The following is a 14632-nucleotide window of genomic DNA, read 5'->3' as shown; positions in this document are numbered from 1 at the left end:
ACTAACGGGCTGCACCTGCAACTCCCAGCTGTCGCTCGGTCATGACCGGGCAATGCTGGCACACGAGCTCGCGCATGGTGTCCACGCAGCCGCCGCAGGTCCGGCCGGCGCCGGTGTCCCGGGCGACGTCGGCGATGCAGCGGGCGCCGTTGGCGATCGACTCGATGACGTCCTGGTCGGTGACCACGTTGCAGTGGCACACGTACATGCGCGGTTCGGCCTAACCGGGAGACGGCGGGGGATGCGTTGCCGGCCGGAGCCGAGCACAGAGGGAGGTTAGCCTTACCTGACCCTTGTGCGCCAGAGTCCCTGGTCGGTTCGTCGTGCCCCTGGCAGGGTTCACCCCGTGCCCGATCTCGCCGCCCGCGCCCGAGTCCTGCTCGATCTGCACACCGCACCGGAGGTGCTCGTCCTCGCCAACGTGTGGGACGTCGTCTCCGCGCGGGTGGTGGCCGGTACCCACGGCGTCCGGGCGCTGGCCACCGCCAGTCACTCGATCGCGGCCACGTTCGGCTACGAGGACGGCGAGCGGATCCCGCTGGACCTGCACCTGGACATGGTGGCCCGGATCGCGGCCGCGGTGGACCTGCCGGTGTCCATGGACATGGAGGCCGGCTACGGCGATCCGGGGGAGACCGCGCGGCGGGCGATCGCCGCCGGGGCCGTGGGCGGCAACCTCGAGGATGCGATGCGGCCACTGGACGACTCGGTGGCGGCGGTCGAGGCGGTGCTCGCCGCGGGGCGCGACGCCGGCATCGGGTTCGTCCTCAACGCGCGCACCGACGCCGTCCTCCGGGCCGACGCCGCCGCCGACCGGACCGAGGTGCTCACCGAGGCGGTCCGCAGAGGCCGGGCCTACCTGGACGCGGGCGCCCCCGTCGTGTTCGTCCCCGGCGTGACCGCCCGCGAGGAGATCACGGTGCTGGCCGAGGCGTTCGGACCCGGACGGCTCAGCGTCATCGCCGTCCCCGGGCGCACCCCCTCGGTGCGGGAGCTGGCGGAACTGGGTGTCGCGCGCGTCTCCGCCGGCCCCAACACCCAGCGGGTCGCGCTCACCGCGCTGCAGGACGCCACGGCCGATCTCGCGGGCGGCGGCGTGCTCCCGGCGACGACCCGCACGCTGAACTAGCGCCGTCCTGGTGCCCCGTTCCTCACCCCGCGGGGTGAGGAACGGCCCTCCGGCCGACACCGCTCGACTCAAGCTGCCTGGTCCGGGCGCCGATCACTCGGTCAGGTGACGTGAGCCGTCCGGCTCCGCGCACCTCGATGCACCGGAGGGAGGAGTGTCGTGGCTGCATCATCCGTGCTCGTCGTGGAGGACACGGACGAGATCCGCGAGCTGGTCGGCACGGTGCTGGAGCGCGCCGGGATGCGCGTGCGAGCCGTCGGCTCGGGCGCGGAGTGCATGGACGAGGTGCGCCGCGACGCGCCTGACCTCATCGTGCTCGACCTCGGCCTCCCCGACACCGACGGCACCGAGCTCTGCCGGCAGATCCGCGCGGAGACCGCCTGCTACGTCCTCATGCTCACCGCCCGTGCCGAGGAGGTCGACCTGCTCATCGGGCTGGCCGTCGGCGCGGACGGCTACATGGCCAAGCCCTTCTCGCCCCGGGAGCTGGTGGCCCGGGTCCAGGCGATGCTCCGGTTCCCGCGCAGCGCCCCGGCCCCCGAGGCGACCGCCGCTGCCGCCGAGTCGGTGCGCAAGCTCGCCGAGCTCGAGGTGGACGAGGAGAGCCGCGAGGTGCGGGTCGACGGCGCCGTCGTCGACCTGACCCGCACCGAGTTCGACCTGCTCGCCGCACTGGCCTCCCGGCCGGGCCGGGTGCTCCAGCGGGAGACGCTGCTGCGAGAGGTCTGGCAGACCGACTGGGAGGGCAACCTCCGCCTGGTCGAGGCGCACATGTCCAACCTGCGCCGCAAGCTCCAGGCGGCCGGCCTCAGCTCTCCCGAGATCAGGACCGTGCGAGGCGTGGGCTACCGCCTCGTCGCCTGAAAAAGGGCCCCCTCGCCCCCTCGAGCGGGCCGACGACGGAGCCCCCCGCATCGTGGCGATGCGGGGGGCTCCGTCGGTGCGCGTCCGAGCGGGGTCAGGGCTTCAGACGCCGGCCAGTGCGTGCAGGTGCCGCACCCGGGAATGGGCGAGAACGCCGCGACGGGCGTCGGCGGCGATCGCCTGGCAGACCGAGGCGACCTCCGGGTGGCCGAGCTGCCCGCTGGTCCCGGCCAGGGTGTAGGCGGCCGAGGCCACGGCGGGGCTGTTGCCCTGACGCGTGTGGACGTCGATGGCCGACAGACGGCCCGGCAGTGCGGTCACGTACATCTCCTGGAGTCGGTCCATCAGGGCGGCCTCCACGTCGACGTCGTGCAGGTCGTCGACGTCGTGGATCTCGCGGAGGGCCTCCCGCGCAGCCGGCCCCGTGGTCCGGCTGCGCAGGAAGTCGAGGAGGGTGCCGGGGTCGACCGGCTTGGTGAGGCAGGCGAGGGCGCCGGCGGCGGCGGCTTCGGCGCGGACGCCGGCGTTGGCCTCCCTCGTGGCGACGAGGAAGCGGGCCTGCGAGCCGTCGTGGCGGAGGTCCCGGAGCAGCGCCAGCCCGTCCTCGCCCCCGACCGACGCGTCGGTGACCACCAGGTCGATCTCGGAGGTGGCGGCCAGCTGCCGGGCGGTGGCGACGTCCGCGGCCTCGCGGACCTGCCAGCCGCCGAGGCGCAGCAGACCGGAGACGCGGCGGCGGGCCAGGGCGTCGGCGTCGACCACCAGGGCGGTCAGCACGAGATCACCGCCGAGCGAGCCGATTCCGTGGTCCAGCCGTAGCTGGTGAGCGTCGTGACCGACACCCGCGGCTGCAGCGTCAGGTAACTGCGGGCGACGGTGGCGGAGACGGAGCGGGTGGCCGCGTCGGTCTGCGCGACGACGACGGTGCTGCCGTCGTTCAGGTAGGCGTTGACCCGGTAGCCGGTGACTCCCCGGGTCGTGGTGCTGGCGGGCCACGAGACGGTCACGTCGACGGTGTGCACCGGGTGGCAGTACGTCACGGTGACGTTCACGTTGGCGGGGGCGGCGACACCGCTCGTGACGACGGTGGCGTTGCGGGCGGCCCAGTCGGCGAAGGTGGCGGACGCGGTGACGCTGCTGCCGATGATCACGGCGACGGTGAGGCCGATCAGCACGGCCGTGCGACGAATGGCGTTCATGCCCGGTCCTCTTCCTGGTCTGTGGTGGGGCGCCAGATGCTGAGCAGGAGCCAGCCGGCGAGCAGCGCGGGGGCTCCGTAGAGCAGCACCTGGGCGACCACCGGGGCGCGCAGGGCCTGGATCAGGTGGCCGAGCTCGGGGACGACGGCGCGCACCTGGTACGCGGTGTCCCCCTCGAGGGTCGCCGTCCAGGGGTCGGCCGCCGGGTTGGCGTCGCCCTTGGTCCGGACGCTGACCGTGCCGTCCTGACCGCTTTCCACCGAGATGACGCGGTGGGTGACGAGCGAGCGGTCGCCGATCGGCTGGTGGTAGGCGATGACCATGCCCTCGGTGACGTCCGCGATGTCGATCGGCGTGACGACGGTGACGTCGCCGGCCTCGATCTCGGGCGCCATGCTCCCGGTGAGCATCGTCATGGTGCGGTAGCCGAGGAGGTGCGGGCCCACGGCGAGGAACACGAAGACCGCGACGGCCAGCCCGACGACTCCGCGGACCAGCCACGGGGCGAGCAGGCCCAGGTAGCGGCGGGCCGGACCGGCGAACCGGTCGTACGCGGAGCGGGTGTCCCCGGCCGGGGGCAGCTGCGTGGCTGCCCCCGGGCGACGGACGGGGAGGACGGCGGTCATGGTGTGATCTCCGGTCGGATCGGCCGGGTCAGCGGGTGCCGGCGGTGCGCTGGGTGCCGGTGAAGACCAGGCTCAGCGTGGCCGACTTGTTCTGGAACCCGTTGTCGGCGCTAGCGGGCAGGGTGAAGGACACCGCGAGGTAGTCCGTCCCGCCCGGGGTCAGCGAGTTCGGGTTGTTCAGGGCGTTCATGGTGACGGCCGGGCCGGTGAGCACGGTCCGCTCGCCGCTGGCGCAGGTGAACGTCGGGGCCAGCGTGGTGCCGCCCTGGACGTAGGCGGTCGGGCAGGCCTTGACGGCCAGCTGCAGGCCGTTGGTGGTGTCGGTGGTGAGGACGCTGCCGACGGTCGCGGTCGAGGTCAGGCTCACCGTGCTGAGGGGCGTGTTGCCGTCGTTCTTCAGGGTCATCGGGCGGGTGACCGTGTCACCGGGGACCAGGCCCGAGGCGTTGAAGGCGATGGGGCTCGGCTGGGTCAGGTCGATCGAGACCGTGCCCGAGGAGATGGTCGTCGCGACCGGGGTGCTGCTGTCGGTGAAGGCACCGAACGTGCCCATGCCGGCGACTGCAGCCGCGGCGCCGATGACGCCGAGCGAACCGATGACCTTGCGGGCGGTGGTGCTGGTGACCTTGGCGCTCATGACTGAGGTTCTCCCTGTGTCCGTACCGCCGGTGCTTCCGGCGACAGGGAGAACTCTGACGACCCTTCCGCAGGCCTCCCGCCGGGAAACCGCAAGGAATCCGCAAGAACGGAAGGCCCCCCGCGCAGGGGGCACCGGGCAGTGATCGTCGTGGACCCGTCGCGGGCCCGGAGGGTCCCGACGGGGACGCGAGCAACGGCTCAGCGCAGCAGGGGGACGGCCGGTGGCCGCGGTGTCGTCCGGAGGACGACGGTGTGCTCAGCGGGGGAGCGTGAGCGTGAAGGTGGTGCCCTCGCCCTCGGCGCTGACCAGGTCGAGGGTGCCGCCGTGGGCGGTGGTGATCGCCTTGGTGATCGACAGGCCCAGCCCCACGCCGGGGACGGCGTTGCGCTGCGCGGTCGAGGCGCGGAAGAAGCGGGTGAACAGCTTGCCCTGCTCGTCGTTCGGGATGCCGACGCCCGTGTCACGGACCGACAGGCGGGCGACCGGCTCGGCGCCGGGGCGTTCCTCCGTGGTCACGGTGCCGTCAGCAGACCGCCACGCCTCCGAGACCGTCAGCGTGACCCGACCGCCGGCGGGGGTGAACTTCACCGCGTTGGAGACGAGGTTGTCGCAGGCCTGGCCCAGCCGCACCGGATCACCGGCGACCACCATGCCGTCGGACGGTGCTTCCACGTGCAGTTCCACGCCCGCCGTCGTCGCGGCGACGCGGGCGGTCTCCTCGGCGGCGCGCACGATCGTCACCAGGTCGACGTCCTGGGGCTGCAACGTGAACTGCCCGGCCTCGACCCGCGCGGTGAACAGCAGGTCGCCCACCAGGCGCAGCAGCCGGTCGGCGTTCCGCTCGACGGTGGTCAGGTACTTCCGCTGCTCGTCGGTCAGCGGCTGGCCCTCGTCGTCCAGCACGAGCTCGAGGTAGCCCAGGATCGAGGTGAGCGGAGTGCGCAGTTCGTGCGAGATGAGGCTGACGAACTGGTCCTTCATGCGCTCGGTGGCGCGTACGTCGGTCATGTCGGTGCCCACGAAGTTCCAGCCGGCGTGCACGCCGCGGTCGTCGGTGCGCGGCGTGACCGCCACCGAGACGATCCGCCGCTGCCCGTCCGCGGCGACGTAGGTCCAGTCCCGCACGTCGCTGCCGTGCTGCTGGGCGGCGTGCACGAGGGCGCCGAGACCGGCGCCGGCGTCCCCGGCCGCCTCCTCGAGCTCCTCGGCCAGGTGGAACTCCACGATGGAGCGCCGGCGCACCACGTCGGCGCGGGGGAGTCCGAGCAGCTTCTCGGCTCCCGGGTTCCACACGCGGATCGTGCCGTCGGGGTCGGTGCCGATGATCGACTGCTCGGTCACCGCGTCGATGACGCTGGTCATGGTCTGGGCTCGGGCGGCGAGGATGCGGGAGGCCTCGTCGAGTTCGTCGGCGCGGCTGCGGACCTTCTCGAGCAGCGCGGCCCGGTCGGCGGTCAGCCGGTCGATGACGGTGGCCTGCTCCGCGAGCCGGCGGGTCACCAGGGCGCCCACCGGGCCGGCCAGGAGCACCAGCGTGGCTGGGGAGGAGGTCCCGGCGTAGAGCAGGGCGACGGCCGTGAGCTCCACCGCCGGCAGGCCGACACTGCGCACGGTGGTGGTGCCGCCCCGCGAGAGCCAGGCGGCGCCCGTCGCGGCGAGCGCCGCGACCAGCCCCGCGCCCACCAGGGCGCCGTCGACGACCGGCAGCAGTCCGACGGCGAGCAGCACGGCCGCGGCCGCTGCCAGCACGGTGCCGGGCAGCGGTCCCTGCAGGACGGCCGGCCAGGCGGCCGCGTCCCGCCGGGGGAGGAGGGGGGCGTCGGTCCCGCGGTCCAGGACGGCGGTGGTCATGCAGGCTGTCGATCGGTGAACGACCGGAGCTGGTGCACCAGCCCGGCGATCGAGAACGGCTTGGAGAGGTAGGCGTCGGCGCCGGCGGACAGGCCGCGGGCGACGTCGTCGAGCGAGGCGCCGGCCGAGAGCAGGAGGACGCGGACCCCGGCGGTGGCCGGGTCGCTGCGCACGGCGGTGCAGACGTCCAGACCGGTCAGGCCCGGCATGGAGACGTCGAGGACGGCGATGTCCGGGCGGTCGGCGCGGACGGCGGCCAGTGCCGACGGGCCGTCGGCCACCGTGCCGACGACCGTGCCGCCGGCCTTGGCCACGGCCAGGCCGACCAGATCGCGGATGTCGTCCTCGTCGTCGGCGACGAGCACGCGGAACCCGGATGTCTCCGCGGGGCGCCGCGGGGTGGGCACGAGGGTGTGCAGGGCCTCGCCCACGGGGCGCTCCTGTCGGTCGGGCTCCGGGGTCGGAGCGTCGGCGTCGTCCCCCCGGACTTCGGCGCCCACGGCCGCCCGCAGCAGCCCCTCACGTCCTTCCCTCACCCTTTCGGGCGACCCCGGACAGCACTGCGCCCCGCTGGGAGATCCCAGCGGGGCGCAGGCGAATCGTGCGGGTCAGCGACCCGCGGGTCAGGAACCGGACTTGCTCTGCACCGACTCCTTGGACTGCTGGGCCTGGCCCTGCACGTCCTGGGCCGCGGACTGGCCCTCGCTCTTGACGGTCTCGGCGGCGTCCTGAGCGGTGGACTTCACCGACTCCATGGCGTCCTGAGCGGCGGGCTTGAGCTGCTCGCCGATCTCCTGGGCCGCCTGCTTGGCCGGAGCCATCAGCGTGTCCTTGTTCTCGCGGACAGCCGTCTCGGCCTGCTGCGCCAGCTGCTGCTCCTTCTGCGATGCGGGCAGCAGGCTGGACACCAGCCAGCCGACGCCGAAGGCGATCAGGCCGGCGGCCAGCGGGTTGCCCTGGGTCTGGCGCATCGCCATGTCCGGAGCGCCCTGGATGGCACCGGCCGCGTTGGACGCGGCGTCCTGCACCGTCCCGGCCGCGTTGCTCGCGGCCCCCTGCACGGATCCGGCGGCGTTGGACGCCATGCCGTGCGCGGAATGCGTGGTGTCCTGAGCGGAACCCATCACCTTGTCCTTGAGGCCGGTCATGCGTCCCTTCGCGGCGGAGACCCGCCGGTCCACGACGCGGGCCGGGTTGACCTTCTCGTTGAGGGCGTCGACGTCGTAGCTGAGCTCGCGCCGGGTGTCCTCGATCTGCCGCCGGATGACGTCCGGGTCACTGCTGGTCATGTCTGCGACTCCTTCGGGAGTGGGGGAGGTCGGCGTGGTCAGTGGGGCTTGAGGGCGCCGGGCACCTGCGACAGCGTGTCGACGGTGCGCTCGGGCTTGGGGTTCACCTGCTGGAACTTCTTGCGGCCCATCACGAAGGCGACGGCGCCGACGATGCCCCAGAGGACGGCGACGATCAGGCCCGCCCAGCCGGTGGGGATGGCGCTGGCCAGCGCCCACATGAGGGCGAGGGAGAGGAACAGCGCCACCATGTAGCCGGCGAAGCCGGCGGCGCCGAACATGCCGGCGCCCTGCCCGGCCTTCTTGGCCTCGGCCTTCATCTCGACCTTGGCCAGCTCGAGCTCCTGGCGCATCAGGGTCGAGAGGTCCTTGGTGACCTCACCGATCAGCGCACCGACCGAGTTGCCCTCCACGTCCGGGCGGCCCTCGTCGGTCATCGGCGTCCCCATCGCACCGCTGTGCGGCTGGGAGTAGTCGGCGGCGTAGTTCTGGGTGGCGGGCTCGGCGACGGGCGGCGCGTAGCCGGGCCCTCCGCCGGGCTGGCCACCGCTGTACGGGGTGCTCATGGTCAGCCCACCCCGCCCGGACGACGAGCCGGGTCGTCCCAGCCGGCCGGCGCGGCCGGCGGCACGGCGCTGCCCTCGGGCGGCACGGTGCCGTACGGGGGCGGCGGCAGCGGGGCGGAACCGGCGGTCGAGTAGGCCGCGCCGGTGCCCGTGTAGGTGCTGGCGGTGTCGGTGTACGTGGTGTCCGAGTACGTCGGGGCCGGGTCGACGTAGTTCGTCGCCGGGTAGCCGCCGGCCGAGCCGGTTCCCGAGGTGCCGGAGTCGCTGTGCGCGGCGCGGACACCGCTGGTGAGGCGCCCCGCGACGATGCCGGCGGCTGCGGCGCCGAGCAGGAACATCCCGGGCTTGCGGCGGGCGAAGCTGCGGACCTCGTCGAGCAGCTGGGCCGGCTCGCGGTTCTGCAGCTTGTCGGCGAAGCCGTCGATGAGGCCGGAGGCCTGCTGGAGCAGGTCGCGTGCCGGTCCGGGGGCGCCCTCGCTGCTGCCGTCGGCCAGGCTGCGCAGCTCACCGGCCAGGGAGCTGAGCCCCTGGGCCGCCTTCTGCTGCTGGGCGACCGTCTGCTCCTTGAGCTGGGACTGACCCTGCCTGAGCAGGTCCTGCGCCTGGCGCTGCGTCTCGTTGGCGACTTCCTTCGCCTGGTCGGTCGCGGTCGAGGCGACCTGGCTACCGGCCTGCGCGGCGGTCTGGCCGACGGCCTTGGCCTCGTCCTTCGCGACGTCCTTGGTGTTCGACGAGCTCTGGCCCGTGCTCCCCGCTGTGGTGGCGGGCGGGGGGAGCGGGGCGTCGATGGAGTGAGTCATCGGTCCTCCTCGGCTGTGTTCGTGGGCAGTTCTCGTGGTCGGAGTGGGCGCTACCCCCGAGCCGTTCGGCCACACCTGCCGGTTCGCGGAGGGTGTGGACACGGGCTTGGCGCCCGGCGCATCCATGCGTCACGGGCGGGCGGAAGGCAGGTCGAGGCACGGCGGAACTCCGTGCCGGGTCCCGGCTCCATCGGGGAACGCCGCGGTCCGGTGGTACCCCTGTAGCACGGGGTACGAAACGAAAAGGGCCGGGTCAGCCTGTCCAGCCGAAGCGCGGGGGGCGGCGCTCGGCGAACGCGGCCACGCCCTCGGGGAGCTCGCCGTCGGCGATGGTCCGGCGGTACCAGGGGGCGACGACGGCCTCGGCGTCGTCGCCGCCGGTGAGCGCGGCCACGACCTCCTTGGTGGCCCGCTGGGTCAGCCCGGACCGCGCGGCCAGGACGTCGGTGAACCGCTGGACCTCGGCGTCGAGGTCGGCGGCATCGACCAGCCGGTCGACGAGGCCGGTCCGCAGCGCGGCTGCGGCGTCGAGCAGCTCGCCGCTGAAGAGCAGGTACTTCGTGGTCGCCGGACCGACCAGGTCCAGGAGCGCCTTGGTCGACGACGGCGGGTAGACGATGCCCACCTTGGCGGGGGTGACCCCGAAGACGCTGGTGGGGTCGGCGAACCGGAGGTCGCAGGAGGCCGCGATCTCGACGCCGCCGCCGATGCAGTGCCCCCGGATCACCGCGATCGACGGCTTCGGGAACGCCCGCAGGGCGGCCTGGGCGGCGAGGTTGTGCCGGCGGACGTCGGCCATCGGATCGGCCGGGTCCTCGCCGCCGAGCAGGTCGGAGATGTCGGCTCCCGCGCAGAAACTGGGTCCTGCCCCGGTCACGACCAGGGCGCGCACCTCCGGGTCGTCGGCCAGCGGCGCGAGGACGCCGGGCAGCGCGGCCCACATCCCCGCCGTCATGGCGTTGCGCTTCTCCGGCCGGTCGATCGTGAGGACGGCGACGGAGCCCTCGCGGGAGACGGTGAGGTGGTCGGCGGTCATCCGAGGTCTTCCGTGGCGAAGGTGTCGCACCGACGCAGGTCGCCGGACTCGTAGCCGGTGAGGAACCAGCGACGGCGCTGGTCCGACGAGCCGTGGGTGAACGCGTCCTGGTCGACGGTGCCACCGCCCAGGTTCTCCTGGATGAAGTCGTCCCCGATGCGGCCCGCCGCGTCGAGGGCCCGGTCGATGTCGTCGTCGGTGATCTCGGCGATCAGCGGTTCGCCGGAGTCGTCGGGGACGGTCTCGGCGTGCCGGGCCCAGGCACCGGCGAAGCAGTCGGCCTGCAGCTCCAGCCGGACCGTGCCGCTGATCGGTCCCGTCTCACCGGGGGTCACGCGGGCGTTGATGCCGAGGAGGTTCTGCACGTGGTGGCCGTACTCGTGCGCGATGACGTAGGCGTCCACGAACAGTCCGCCCTGTGCGCCGAACTGCTCGCGCAGCTGGTCGAAGAAGGTCAGGTCGATGTAGACCAACTGGTCGGCCGGACAGTAGAACGGCCCCGACCCACTGGTCGCCCCGCCGCAGGAGGTCTGGACCGAGCCGGAGAAGAAGACCGTCTGCGTGGGGGTGTAGTCCGCGCCCAGGGCCCCGGACCAGAAGTCCTGGATCGACTCGATGTCGGCCACCACTGCGCACTCGACCGACTCGTTCGCGTCGGCCCCGGTCCGGCAGTTCTCCGCGAGTGCGGAGTTGTCGACAGTGGCGTCCTGGCCCATGCCGGAGAAGCCGCTGATCGGTGATCCGCCCTCGCCACCGCCGAGCACCTGCAGCAGGACGACGACGACCAGCCCGACCAGCCCCAGCCCGCCACCGCCCACCGCGAGTCCCCGACCGCCGCCGCGCCCACCGCTGCCCCGGGTGTCGCGGACCCCGGAGGTGTCCAGGCTGCCGCTCTCGCGGTACCTCATGCTCGGCAGACCTCCGACGTCCACGGCCCGGCAGGGCGGTCGGTGCAGCACCGGACGGCGCCCACCGATCCAGAACGGTGCCATCGGGGCCGGGTGGTCCGCGACCCGGGAGTCCGGGCGGCCTCGGAGGACGAGCCGTGGCGGAGGACCTACTGTCGGGGCGACACCGGAGGACGGAGGAACTGGTCATGGTGGTCTCCAACCGGGTCCGCGCCGCCCTCACCACGACCGTGCTCGCCACCGCCGCCACCGGCTTCCTCGCCGGCTGCGCCGTGGGTGCCGAGGACGACGAGGAGCAGGTCGCCTACTGCACCGACGAGAACGGCGAGATCGTCGACGACGACCTGTGCGACGACGACCGCGGCGGCGGGCTCGGCGGTGGCCTCTTCTTCCTCTACCTGGGTGGCTTCCGTCCCGGCCTCCCCGTCGGCACCGTGCTGCCGTCGGGCGGCACCCGCATCGACCCGGGCGACAGCACCGCCCGGCAGCGCGCCGGCCTGCCCCCCACCGGCAAGGTGAGCGCCGGGCAGCGGGTCAGCGGCGGCATCGGCAGCGGGATCGGCAACAAGGCCGGTTCCGGCGCGGGGAGCTGAACCGCGCTCCGTGCGAAGGATCGAGAGCGGGATCGTCCGGCCGGGTTGGGAGGCCGAGGTCGAGGCCCAGGGCCTGGTCTACAACCGCACGCACCTGCCCGGTGGGGAGGTGCGCAGCTACTGGCGCGAGGGGCCCTTCTACGACTTCTCGATGGCCGAGATCGTCGAGCTGGAGGGCGCGGTCTCCCAGCTGTTCCAGATGTGCGTCGCCGCCGGCGACCACGTCGTCGACAACGACCTGTTCGACCGGCTGCGCATCCCGCCGATGGCCCGCCCGCAGGTCCGCCGGACATGGGCGGAGGAGCCGCCGAGCATCTACGGCCGCTTCGACCTGCGGTACGACGGCGAGGGCCCGCCCAAGCTGCTGGAGTTCAACGCCGACACCCCGACCGGCCTGGTCGAGTCCGCCGTCACCCAGTGGAACTGGCACCTGTTCACCGGGCAGGGCCGCGACCAGTGGAACGCCCTGCACGACACGCTCGTCGCGGCCTGGCGGCGCAACCTCACGAAGTGGGAGCGGCGCACCGGCGTCCGGCCGCGGGTCCACCTGGCGTGGACCAGCGAGGAGACCTCGGGTGAGGACCGGATGACGGTCGCCTACCTGATGGACACCGTGGTGCAGGCCGGGTACGAGGCGATCGAACTCGTCGTCGAGGACATCGTGCTGGACTCCGGCGACGGCCGGTTCTACGACCCGCAGGGCCGCCACCTCGACGTCGTCTTCAAGCTCTACCCCTGGGAGTGGCTGATCGAGGACGAGTTCGGCTCCGCCGTCCTCGCCGACGGGATGCGCCCCGGCGGCACCACGTGGGTCGAGCCCGCCTACAAGATGCTGTGGAGCACGAAGGCGCTGTTGCCGGTGCTGTGGCAGCTGTTCGGCACCGACCCCGTCCTGGGGCAGTACCTGCTGCCGGCGTACTTCGCCGACGAGATGCCCTCGACCTGGCGCACCTACGTGCGCAAACCGCTGTGGGGCCGGGAGGGTGCCAACGTGGCGATCGTGCGGGACGGTGAGGTGACCACACAGCTGCCCGGGCGGTACGGCACCGAGGGGTTCGTCGTCCAGGAGTTGGCGCCGCTGCCGGACTTCGCCGGGGTGGACGGATCCCATTTCCCGGTGCTCGGCGCATGGGTGGTCGACGGCGAGCCGGCCGGCCTGGGCATCCGCGAGAGCGACGGGCTGATCACCGACAACCTCAGCTTCTTCGTGCCGCACACGATCGACTTCGCGGCTCCGCGATGAGTGATGGAACGGCCTCGCCCCGAGGCTCGCGCCGTGCGGAGCTTGGCGTGAGAAGGGCGAGGTCCTTCCTCTAGGTTCGGATCCATGCCGCTGCAAGGTGAGTACGAGCCGAGTACGCAGAAATGGGTCCGCGACCAGGTGGAGCTCTACGAGCGCACCGGCGGCCGGGAGGGCGACACGATCGTCGGCCGCCCCGTGGTCGTCTTCAGCACCCGCGGCGCGAAGACCGGCAAGGTGCGCAAGCAGCCGCTCATGCGGGTTGAGCACGACGGTGCCTACCTCATGGTCGGCTCGCAGGGCGGGAAGCCCACCGATCCGGCGTGGGTGCACAACCTGCGCGCCCACCCCGACCAGGTCACCGTCCAGGACGGCCCCGAGCCGTGGGACGGTGTGGCGCGCGAGCTGGACGGCCCCGAGCGCGAGGAGTGGTGGGAACGGGCGGTGGCTGCGTTCCCCAACTACGCCGACTACCAGCAGAAGACCGAGCGCCGGATCCCGATCTTCCTGGTCGAGCGCCGCTGACGGCCCACCCTCACGGCAGGGCGGCGGCGAGCTCCGGGACGTCGGCGAGCAGGGCGGCGTCCTCCGGGCGGAAGGGCGTGCCGACGGCGGCACGGCGAGCACCTCTCCCTTCGTACCGCCAGGTGCCCACGATCCGGCCGTCGACGACGACGGTGGAGCGGAACACGCCGTTCTTCCCCGGCACGATGTGGTCGGCGAAGGCGGGGTCGAGCACCGCTGCGCGGTCGCCGTAGCCGAGCACGAACTCGTCGAAGCCCGGCAGGAGGAAGGTGCCGCGCGCCTCGGTCCGGCAGATGGTCAGGAGCTCGGGCACGGCGGGGTCGAGGAAGTGCTCGGTGCCCTCGACGGTCAGCGACTCCAGCCGCGGGCGTGCCGTGGCCAGCCCCGCCCGGGCGTCGCGCACGGGGAGCCCCGACCAGCGTGCGAGGTCGTGCACGGTCGCCGGACCGTGACCGGCGAGGAAGCGGGCGGCGAGCTCGCCCAGCGCCTCCTCGCGCTCCAGGCGCCGGGGGCGGGGGACCCACTCGGAGAGCAGCACGAACTGCTGCTCCCCGTCGGCCGTCGGGCCCAGGCAGATGTGGCCCGTCTGCGCCGCGAACCACAGCAGGTGGTAGCCGCGCTGACCGGTGACGGCCACGCCACCGCCCTCGATCGCGGCGAGCAGGCCGGCCCGGGACAACCGCCGACCCCCGGAGAGGGCGGAGACCGCGGCCTCGCAGGCGCGGGCCGTGTCGAGCTCGGTGAGCTCCAGCGCGGCCCGGCGCTTCGCCACCCCGGCCAGGGCGCGGACCCCCAGCAGGTCGAGCATCCAGGGCAGGTCCTCGGCGGCGGTGAGGTGGAGGGTGCCGCGCATGGGCCAGGAGCGGACGACCTCACCGCCGTCCAGGGCGGCGATCACCTCCTCCCGCGACCGGGAGGAGGTGCGCAGCGCCACCGAGGTGAGCGTGCCGGGGTAGTCCTGGCCCTGGACGGCGGTCAGCCGGCGCACCGCCTCGAGTGGGGTGGCGGCGCGAGCACCGGCCAGCCGCTGGGCGACCAGTCGCAGCAGCCCGACCTCGGATCCCGTCGTCACCGTTCCACCGTGGCACCGGGCTCCGACGATTTCGAGCCTCTGCCGCCCGACCGCTGTCACCGGGCCGGCACGGCGGTAGCGTTCCGCACGTGACAGGAATACGGCGTTCGAAGGCGGACCGGCGCAGGCGCATGGTGGCCGCGGTCATCGTCGTCGCCATGCTGCTGACGGCCGGCGCGACGGTGCTGTCGATCGCCCTGGGGTGAGCACCGCGGCCCCGACTGCAGGCGGCTCCGGGACAGCGTGACCTAGGTCCCTGGCGCCGGGATCGGGCCCCCGGCACGGTGGTGGGAC

The 14632-nt window shown here is 73.2% G+C and carries 18 protein-coding genes; 5 read left to right on the top strand and 13 right to left on the bottom strand.

Going from position 1 to position 14632, the window contains the following annotated elements; all coding sequences use genetic code 11:
- Nucleotide 1: 1 nt before the first annotated feature.
- Nucleotides 2–208: a (2Fe-2S)-binding protein gene (locus BN344_RS04450; protein ID WP_040337129.1), complete on the bottom strand. Its 207-nt coding sequence runs from the start codon at nucleotides 206–208 to the stop codon at nucleotides 2–4.
- A 138-nt stretch (nucleotides 209–346) separates the two neighbouring features.
- On the opposite strand from BN344_RS04450, the gene BN344_RS04445 reads away from it, so the two are divergent.
- Nucleotides 347–1129, top strand: a complete 783-nt coding sequence (locus BN344_RS04445; RefSeq protein ID WP_040337128.1) for an isocitrate lyase/PEP mutase family protein — start codon at nucleotides 347–349, stop codon at nucleotides 1127–1129.
- A 159-nt stretch (nucleotides 1130–1288) separates the two neighbouring features.
- Complete coding sequence (locus tag BN344_RS04440; RefSeq protein WP_040337127.1) at nucleotides 1289–1993, top strand: response regulator transcription factor; 705 nt, start codon at nucleotides 1289–1291, stop codon at nucleotides 1991–1993.
- Nucleotides 1994–2095: 102 nt separating this feature from the next.
- On the opposite strand, the gene BN344_RS18890 is transcribed toward BN344_RS04440, so the two are convergent.
- The 11 genes from BN344_RS18890 to ypfJ all read right to left on the bottom strand — a co-directional run bounded on the left by BN344_RS18890 (nucleotide 2096) and on the right by ypfJ (nucleotide 10908).
- Nucleotides 2096–2770 carry a response regulator gene (locus BN344_RS18890; protein WP_051515544.1) on the bottom strand — a complete coding sequence of 225 codons (675 nt, stop codon included), beginning with the start codon at nucleotides 2768–2770 and terminating at the stop codon, nucleotides 2096–2098.
- On the bottom strand, nucleotides 2764–3192 hold the full coding sequence (locus BN344_RS20125; RefSeq protein ID WP_040337126.1) for a hypothetical protein: 429 nt from the start codon (nucleotides 3190–3192) through the stop codon (nucleotides 2764–2766). The genes BN344_RS18890 and BN344_RS20125 overlap by 7 nt, the downstream gene beginning before the upstream one ends.
- Nucleotides 3189–3818, bottom strand: coding sequence for a signal peptidase I (locus BN344_RS04425; protein WP_197022227.1), 630 nt, complete (start codon nucleotides 3816–3818; stop codon nucleotides 3189–3191). Before BN344_RS04425 ends, BN344_RS20125 begins: the two co-directional genes overlap by 4 nt.
- A 28-nt stretch (nucleotides 3819–3846) precedes the next feature.
- Complete coding sequence (locus BN344_RS04420; RefSeq protein ID WP_040337125.1) at nucleotides 3847–4455, bottom strand: TasA family protein; 609 nt, start codon at nucleotides 4453–4455, stop codon at nucleotides 3847–3849.
- Between the two features lie 258 nt (nucleotides 4456–4713).
- A complete protein-coding gene (locus tag BN344_RS04415; protein ID WP_051515543.1) occupies nucleotides 4714–6309 on the bottom strand; it encodes a sensor histidine kinase in 1596 nt (531 codons plus the stop codon).
- A complete protein-coding gene (locus BN344_RS04410; protein WP_231486490.1) occupies nucleotides 6306–6740 on the bottom strand; it encodes a response regulator transcription factor in 435 nt (144 codons plus the stop codon). Before BN344_RS04410 ends, BN344_RS04415 begins: the two co-directional genes overlap by 4 nt.
- A gap of 192 nt (nucleotides 6741–6932) precedes the next feature.
- Nucleotides 6933–7598, bottom strand: coding sequence for a DUF3618 domain-containing protein (locus tag BN344_RS04405; protein WP_040337124.1), 666 nt, complete (start codon nucleotides 7596–7598; stop codon nucleotides 6933–6935).
- A gap of 38 nt (nucleotides 7599–7636) precedes the next feature.
- The gene (locus BN344_RS04400) at nucleotides 7637–8164 is read right to left on the bottom strand and encodes a phage holin family protein (protein ID WP_081788348.1); all 528 of its coding nucleotides are present in this window, start codon (nucleotides 8162–8164) and stop codon (nucleotides 7637–7639) included.
- A 2-nt stretch (nucleotides 8165–8166) separates the two neighbouring features.
- Nucleotides 8167–8964, bottom strand: a complete 798-nt coding sequence (locus BN344_RS04395) for a hypothetical protein (protein ID WP_040337123.1) — start codon at nucleotides 8962–8964, stop codon at nucleotides 8167–8169.
- A gap of 253 nt (nucleotides 8965–9217) precedes the next feature.
- Nucleotides 9218–10000, bottom strand: a complete 783-nt coding sequence (locus BN344_RS04390; protein ID WP_040337122.1) for an enoyl-CoA hydratase/isomerase family protein — start codon at nucleotides 9998–10000, stop codon at nucleotides 9218–9220.
- Nucleotides 9997–10908, bottom strand: coding sequence for a KPN_02809 family neutral zinc metallopeptidase (gene ypfJ / locus BN344_RS04385; RefSeq protein ID WP_040337942.1), 912 nt, complete (start codon nucleotides 10906–10908; stop codon nucleotides 9997–9999). The genes BN344_RS04390 and ypfJ overlap by 4 nt, the downstream gene beginning before the upstream one ends.
- 188 nt (nucleotides 10909–11096) lie before the next feature.
- On the opposite strand from ypfJ, the gene BN344_RS04380 reads away from it, so the two are divergent.
- The 3 genes from BN344_RS04380 to BN344_RS04370 all read left to right on the top strand — a co-directional run bounded on the left by BN344_RS04380 (nucleotide 11097) and on the right by BN344_RS04370 (nucleotide 13266).
- Nucleotides 11097–11501 carry a hypothetical protein gene (locus BN344_RS04380; RefSeq protein WP_040337121.1) on the top strand — a complete coding sequence of 135 codons (405 nt, stop codon included), beginning with the start codon at nucleotides 11097–11099 and terminating at the stop codon, nucleotides 11499–11501.
- Nucleotides 11502–11511: 10 nt separating this feature from the next.
- On the top strand, nucleotides 11512–12744 hold the full coding sequence (locus BN344_RS04375) for a glutathionylspermidine synthase family protein (RefSeq protein WP_040337120.1): 1233 nt from the start codon (nucleotides 11512–11514) through the stop codon (nucleotides 12742–12744).
- Between the two features lie 84 nt (nucleotides 12745–12828).
- A complete protein-coding gene (locus BN344_RS04370) occupies nucleotides 12829–13266 on the top strand; it encodes a nitroreductase family deazaflavin-dependent oxidoreductase (protein ID WP_040337119.1) in 438 nt (145 codons plus the stop codon).
- 10 nt (nucleotides 13267–13276) lie between these two features.
- Here the strand turns inward: BN344_RS04370 and BN344_RS04365 are convergent, their stop codons facing one another.
- Nucleotides 13277–14338, bottom strand: coding sequence for a winged helix DNA-binding domain-containing protein (locus tag BN344_RS04365; RefSeq protein ID WP_040337118.1), 1062 nt, complete (start codon nucleotides 14336–14338; stop codon nucleotides 13277–13279).
- Between the last annotated feature and the right edge of the window lie 294 nt (nucleotides 14339–14632).

The sequence above is a fragment of the Candidatus Blastococcus massiliensis AP3 genome, from assembly GCF_000582785.1.
GTDB classification, from domain to species: domain Bacteria; phylum Actinomycetota; class Actinomycetes; order Mycobacteriales; family Geodermatophilaceae; genus Blastococcus; species Blastococcus massiliensis.
This window is presented reverse-complemented; position numbering and strand designations above follow the sequence as displayed.

Bases quoted from the DNA above. Each gene is read 5' to 3' on its own strand.
- BN344_RS04450 (WP_040337129.1), bottom strand. From the start codon at position 208: ATGTACGTGTGCCACTGCAACGTGGTCACCGACCAGGACGTCATCGAG.
- BN344_RS20125 (WP_040337126.1), bottom strand. From the start codon at position 3,192: ATGAACGCCATTCGTCGCACGGCCGTGCTGATCGGCCTCACCGTCGCC.
- BN344_RS04425 (WP_197022227.1), bottom strand. From the start codon at position 3,818: ATGACCGCCGTCCTCCCCGTCCGTCGCCCGGGGGCAGCCACGCAGCTG.
- BN344_RS04420 (WP_040337125.1), bottom strand. From the start codon at position 4,455: ATGAGCGCCAAGGTCACCAGCACCACCGCCCGCAAGGTCATCGGTTCG.
- BN344_RS04415 (WP_051515543.1), bottom strand. From the start codon at position 6,309: ATGACCACCGCCGTCCTGGACCGCGGGACCGACGCCCCCCTCCTCCCC.
- BN344_RS04405 (WP_040337124.1), bottom strand. From the start codon at position 7,598: ATGACCAGCAGTGACCCGGACGTCATCCGGCGGCAGATCGAGGACACC.
- BN344_RS04400 (WP_081788348.1), bottom strand. From the start codon at position 8,164: ATGAGCACCCCGTACAGCGGTGGCCAGCCCGGCGGAGGGCCCGGCTAC.
- BN344_RS04395 (WP_040337123.1), bottom strand. From the start codon at position 8,964: ATGACTCACTCCATCGACGCCCCGCTCCCCCCGCCCGCCACCACAGCG.
- BN344_RS04390 (WP_040337122.1), bottom strand. From the start codon at position 10,000: ATGACCGCCGACCACCTCACCGTCTCCCGCGAGGGCTCCGTCGCCGTC.
- ypfJ (WP_040337942.1), bottom strand. From the start codon at position 10,908: ATGAGGTACCGCGAGAGCGGCAGCCTGGACACCTCCGGGGTCCGCGAC.
- BN344_RS04380 (WP_040337121.1), top strand. From the start codon at position 11,097: ATGGTGGTCTCCAACCGGGTCCGCGCCGCCCTCACCACGACCGTGCTC.
- BN344_RS04370 (WP_040337119.1), top strand. From the start codon at position 12,829: ATGCCGCTGCAAGGTGAGTACGAGCCGAGTACGCAGAAATGGGTCCGC.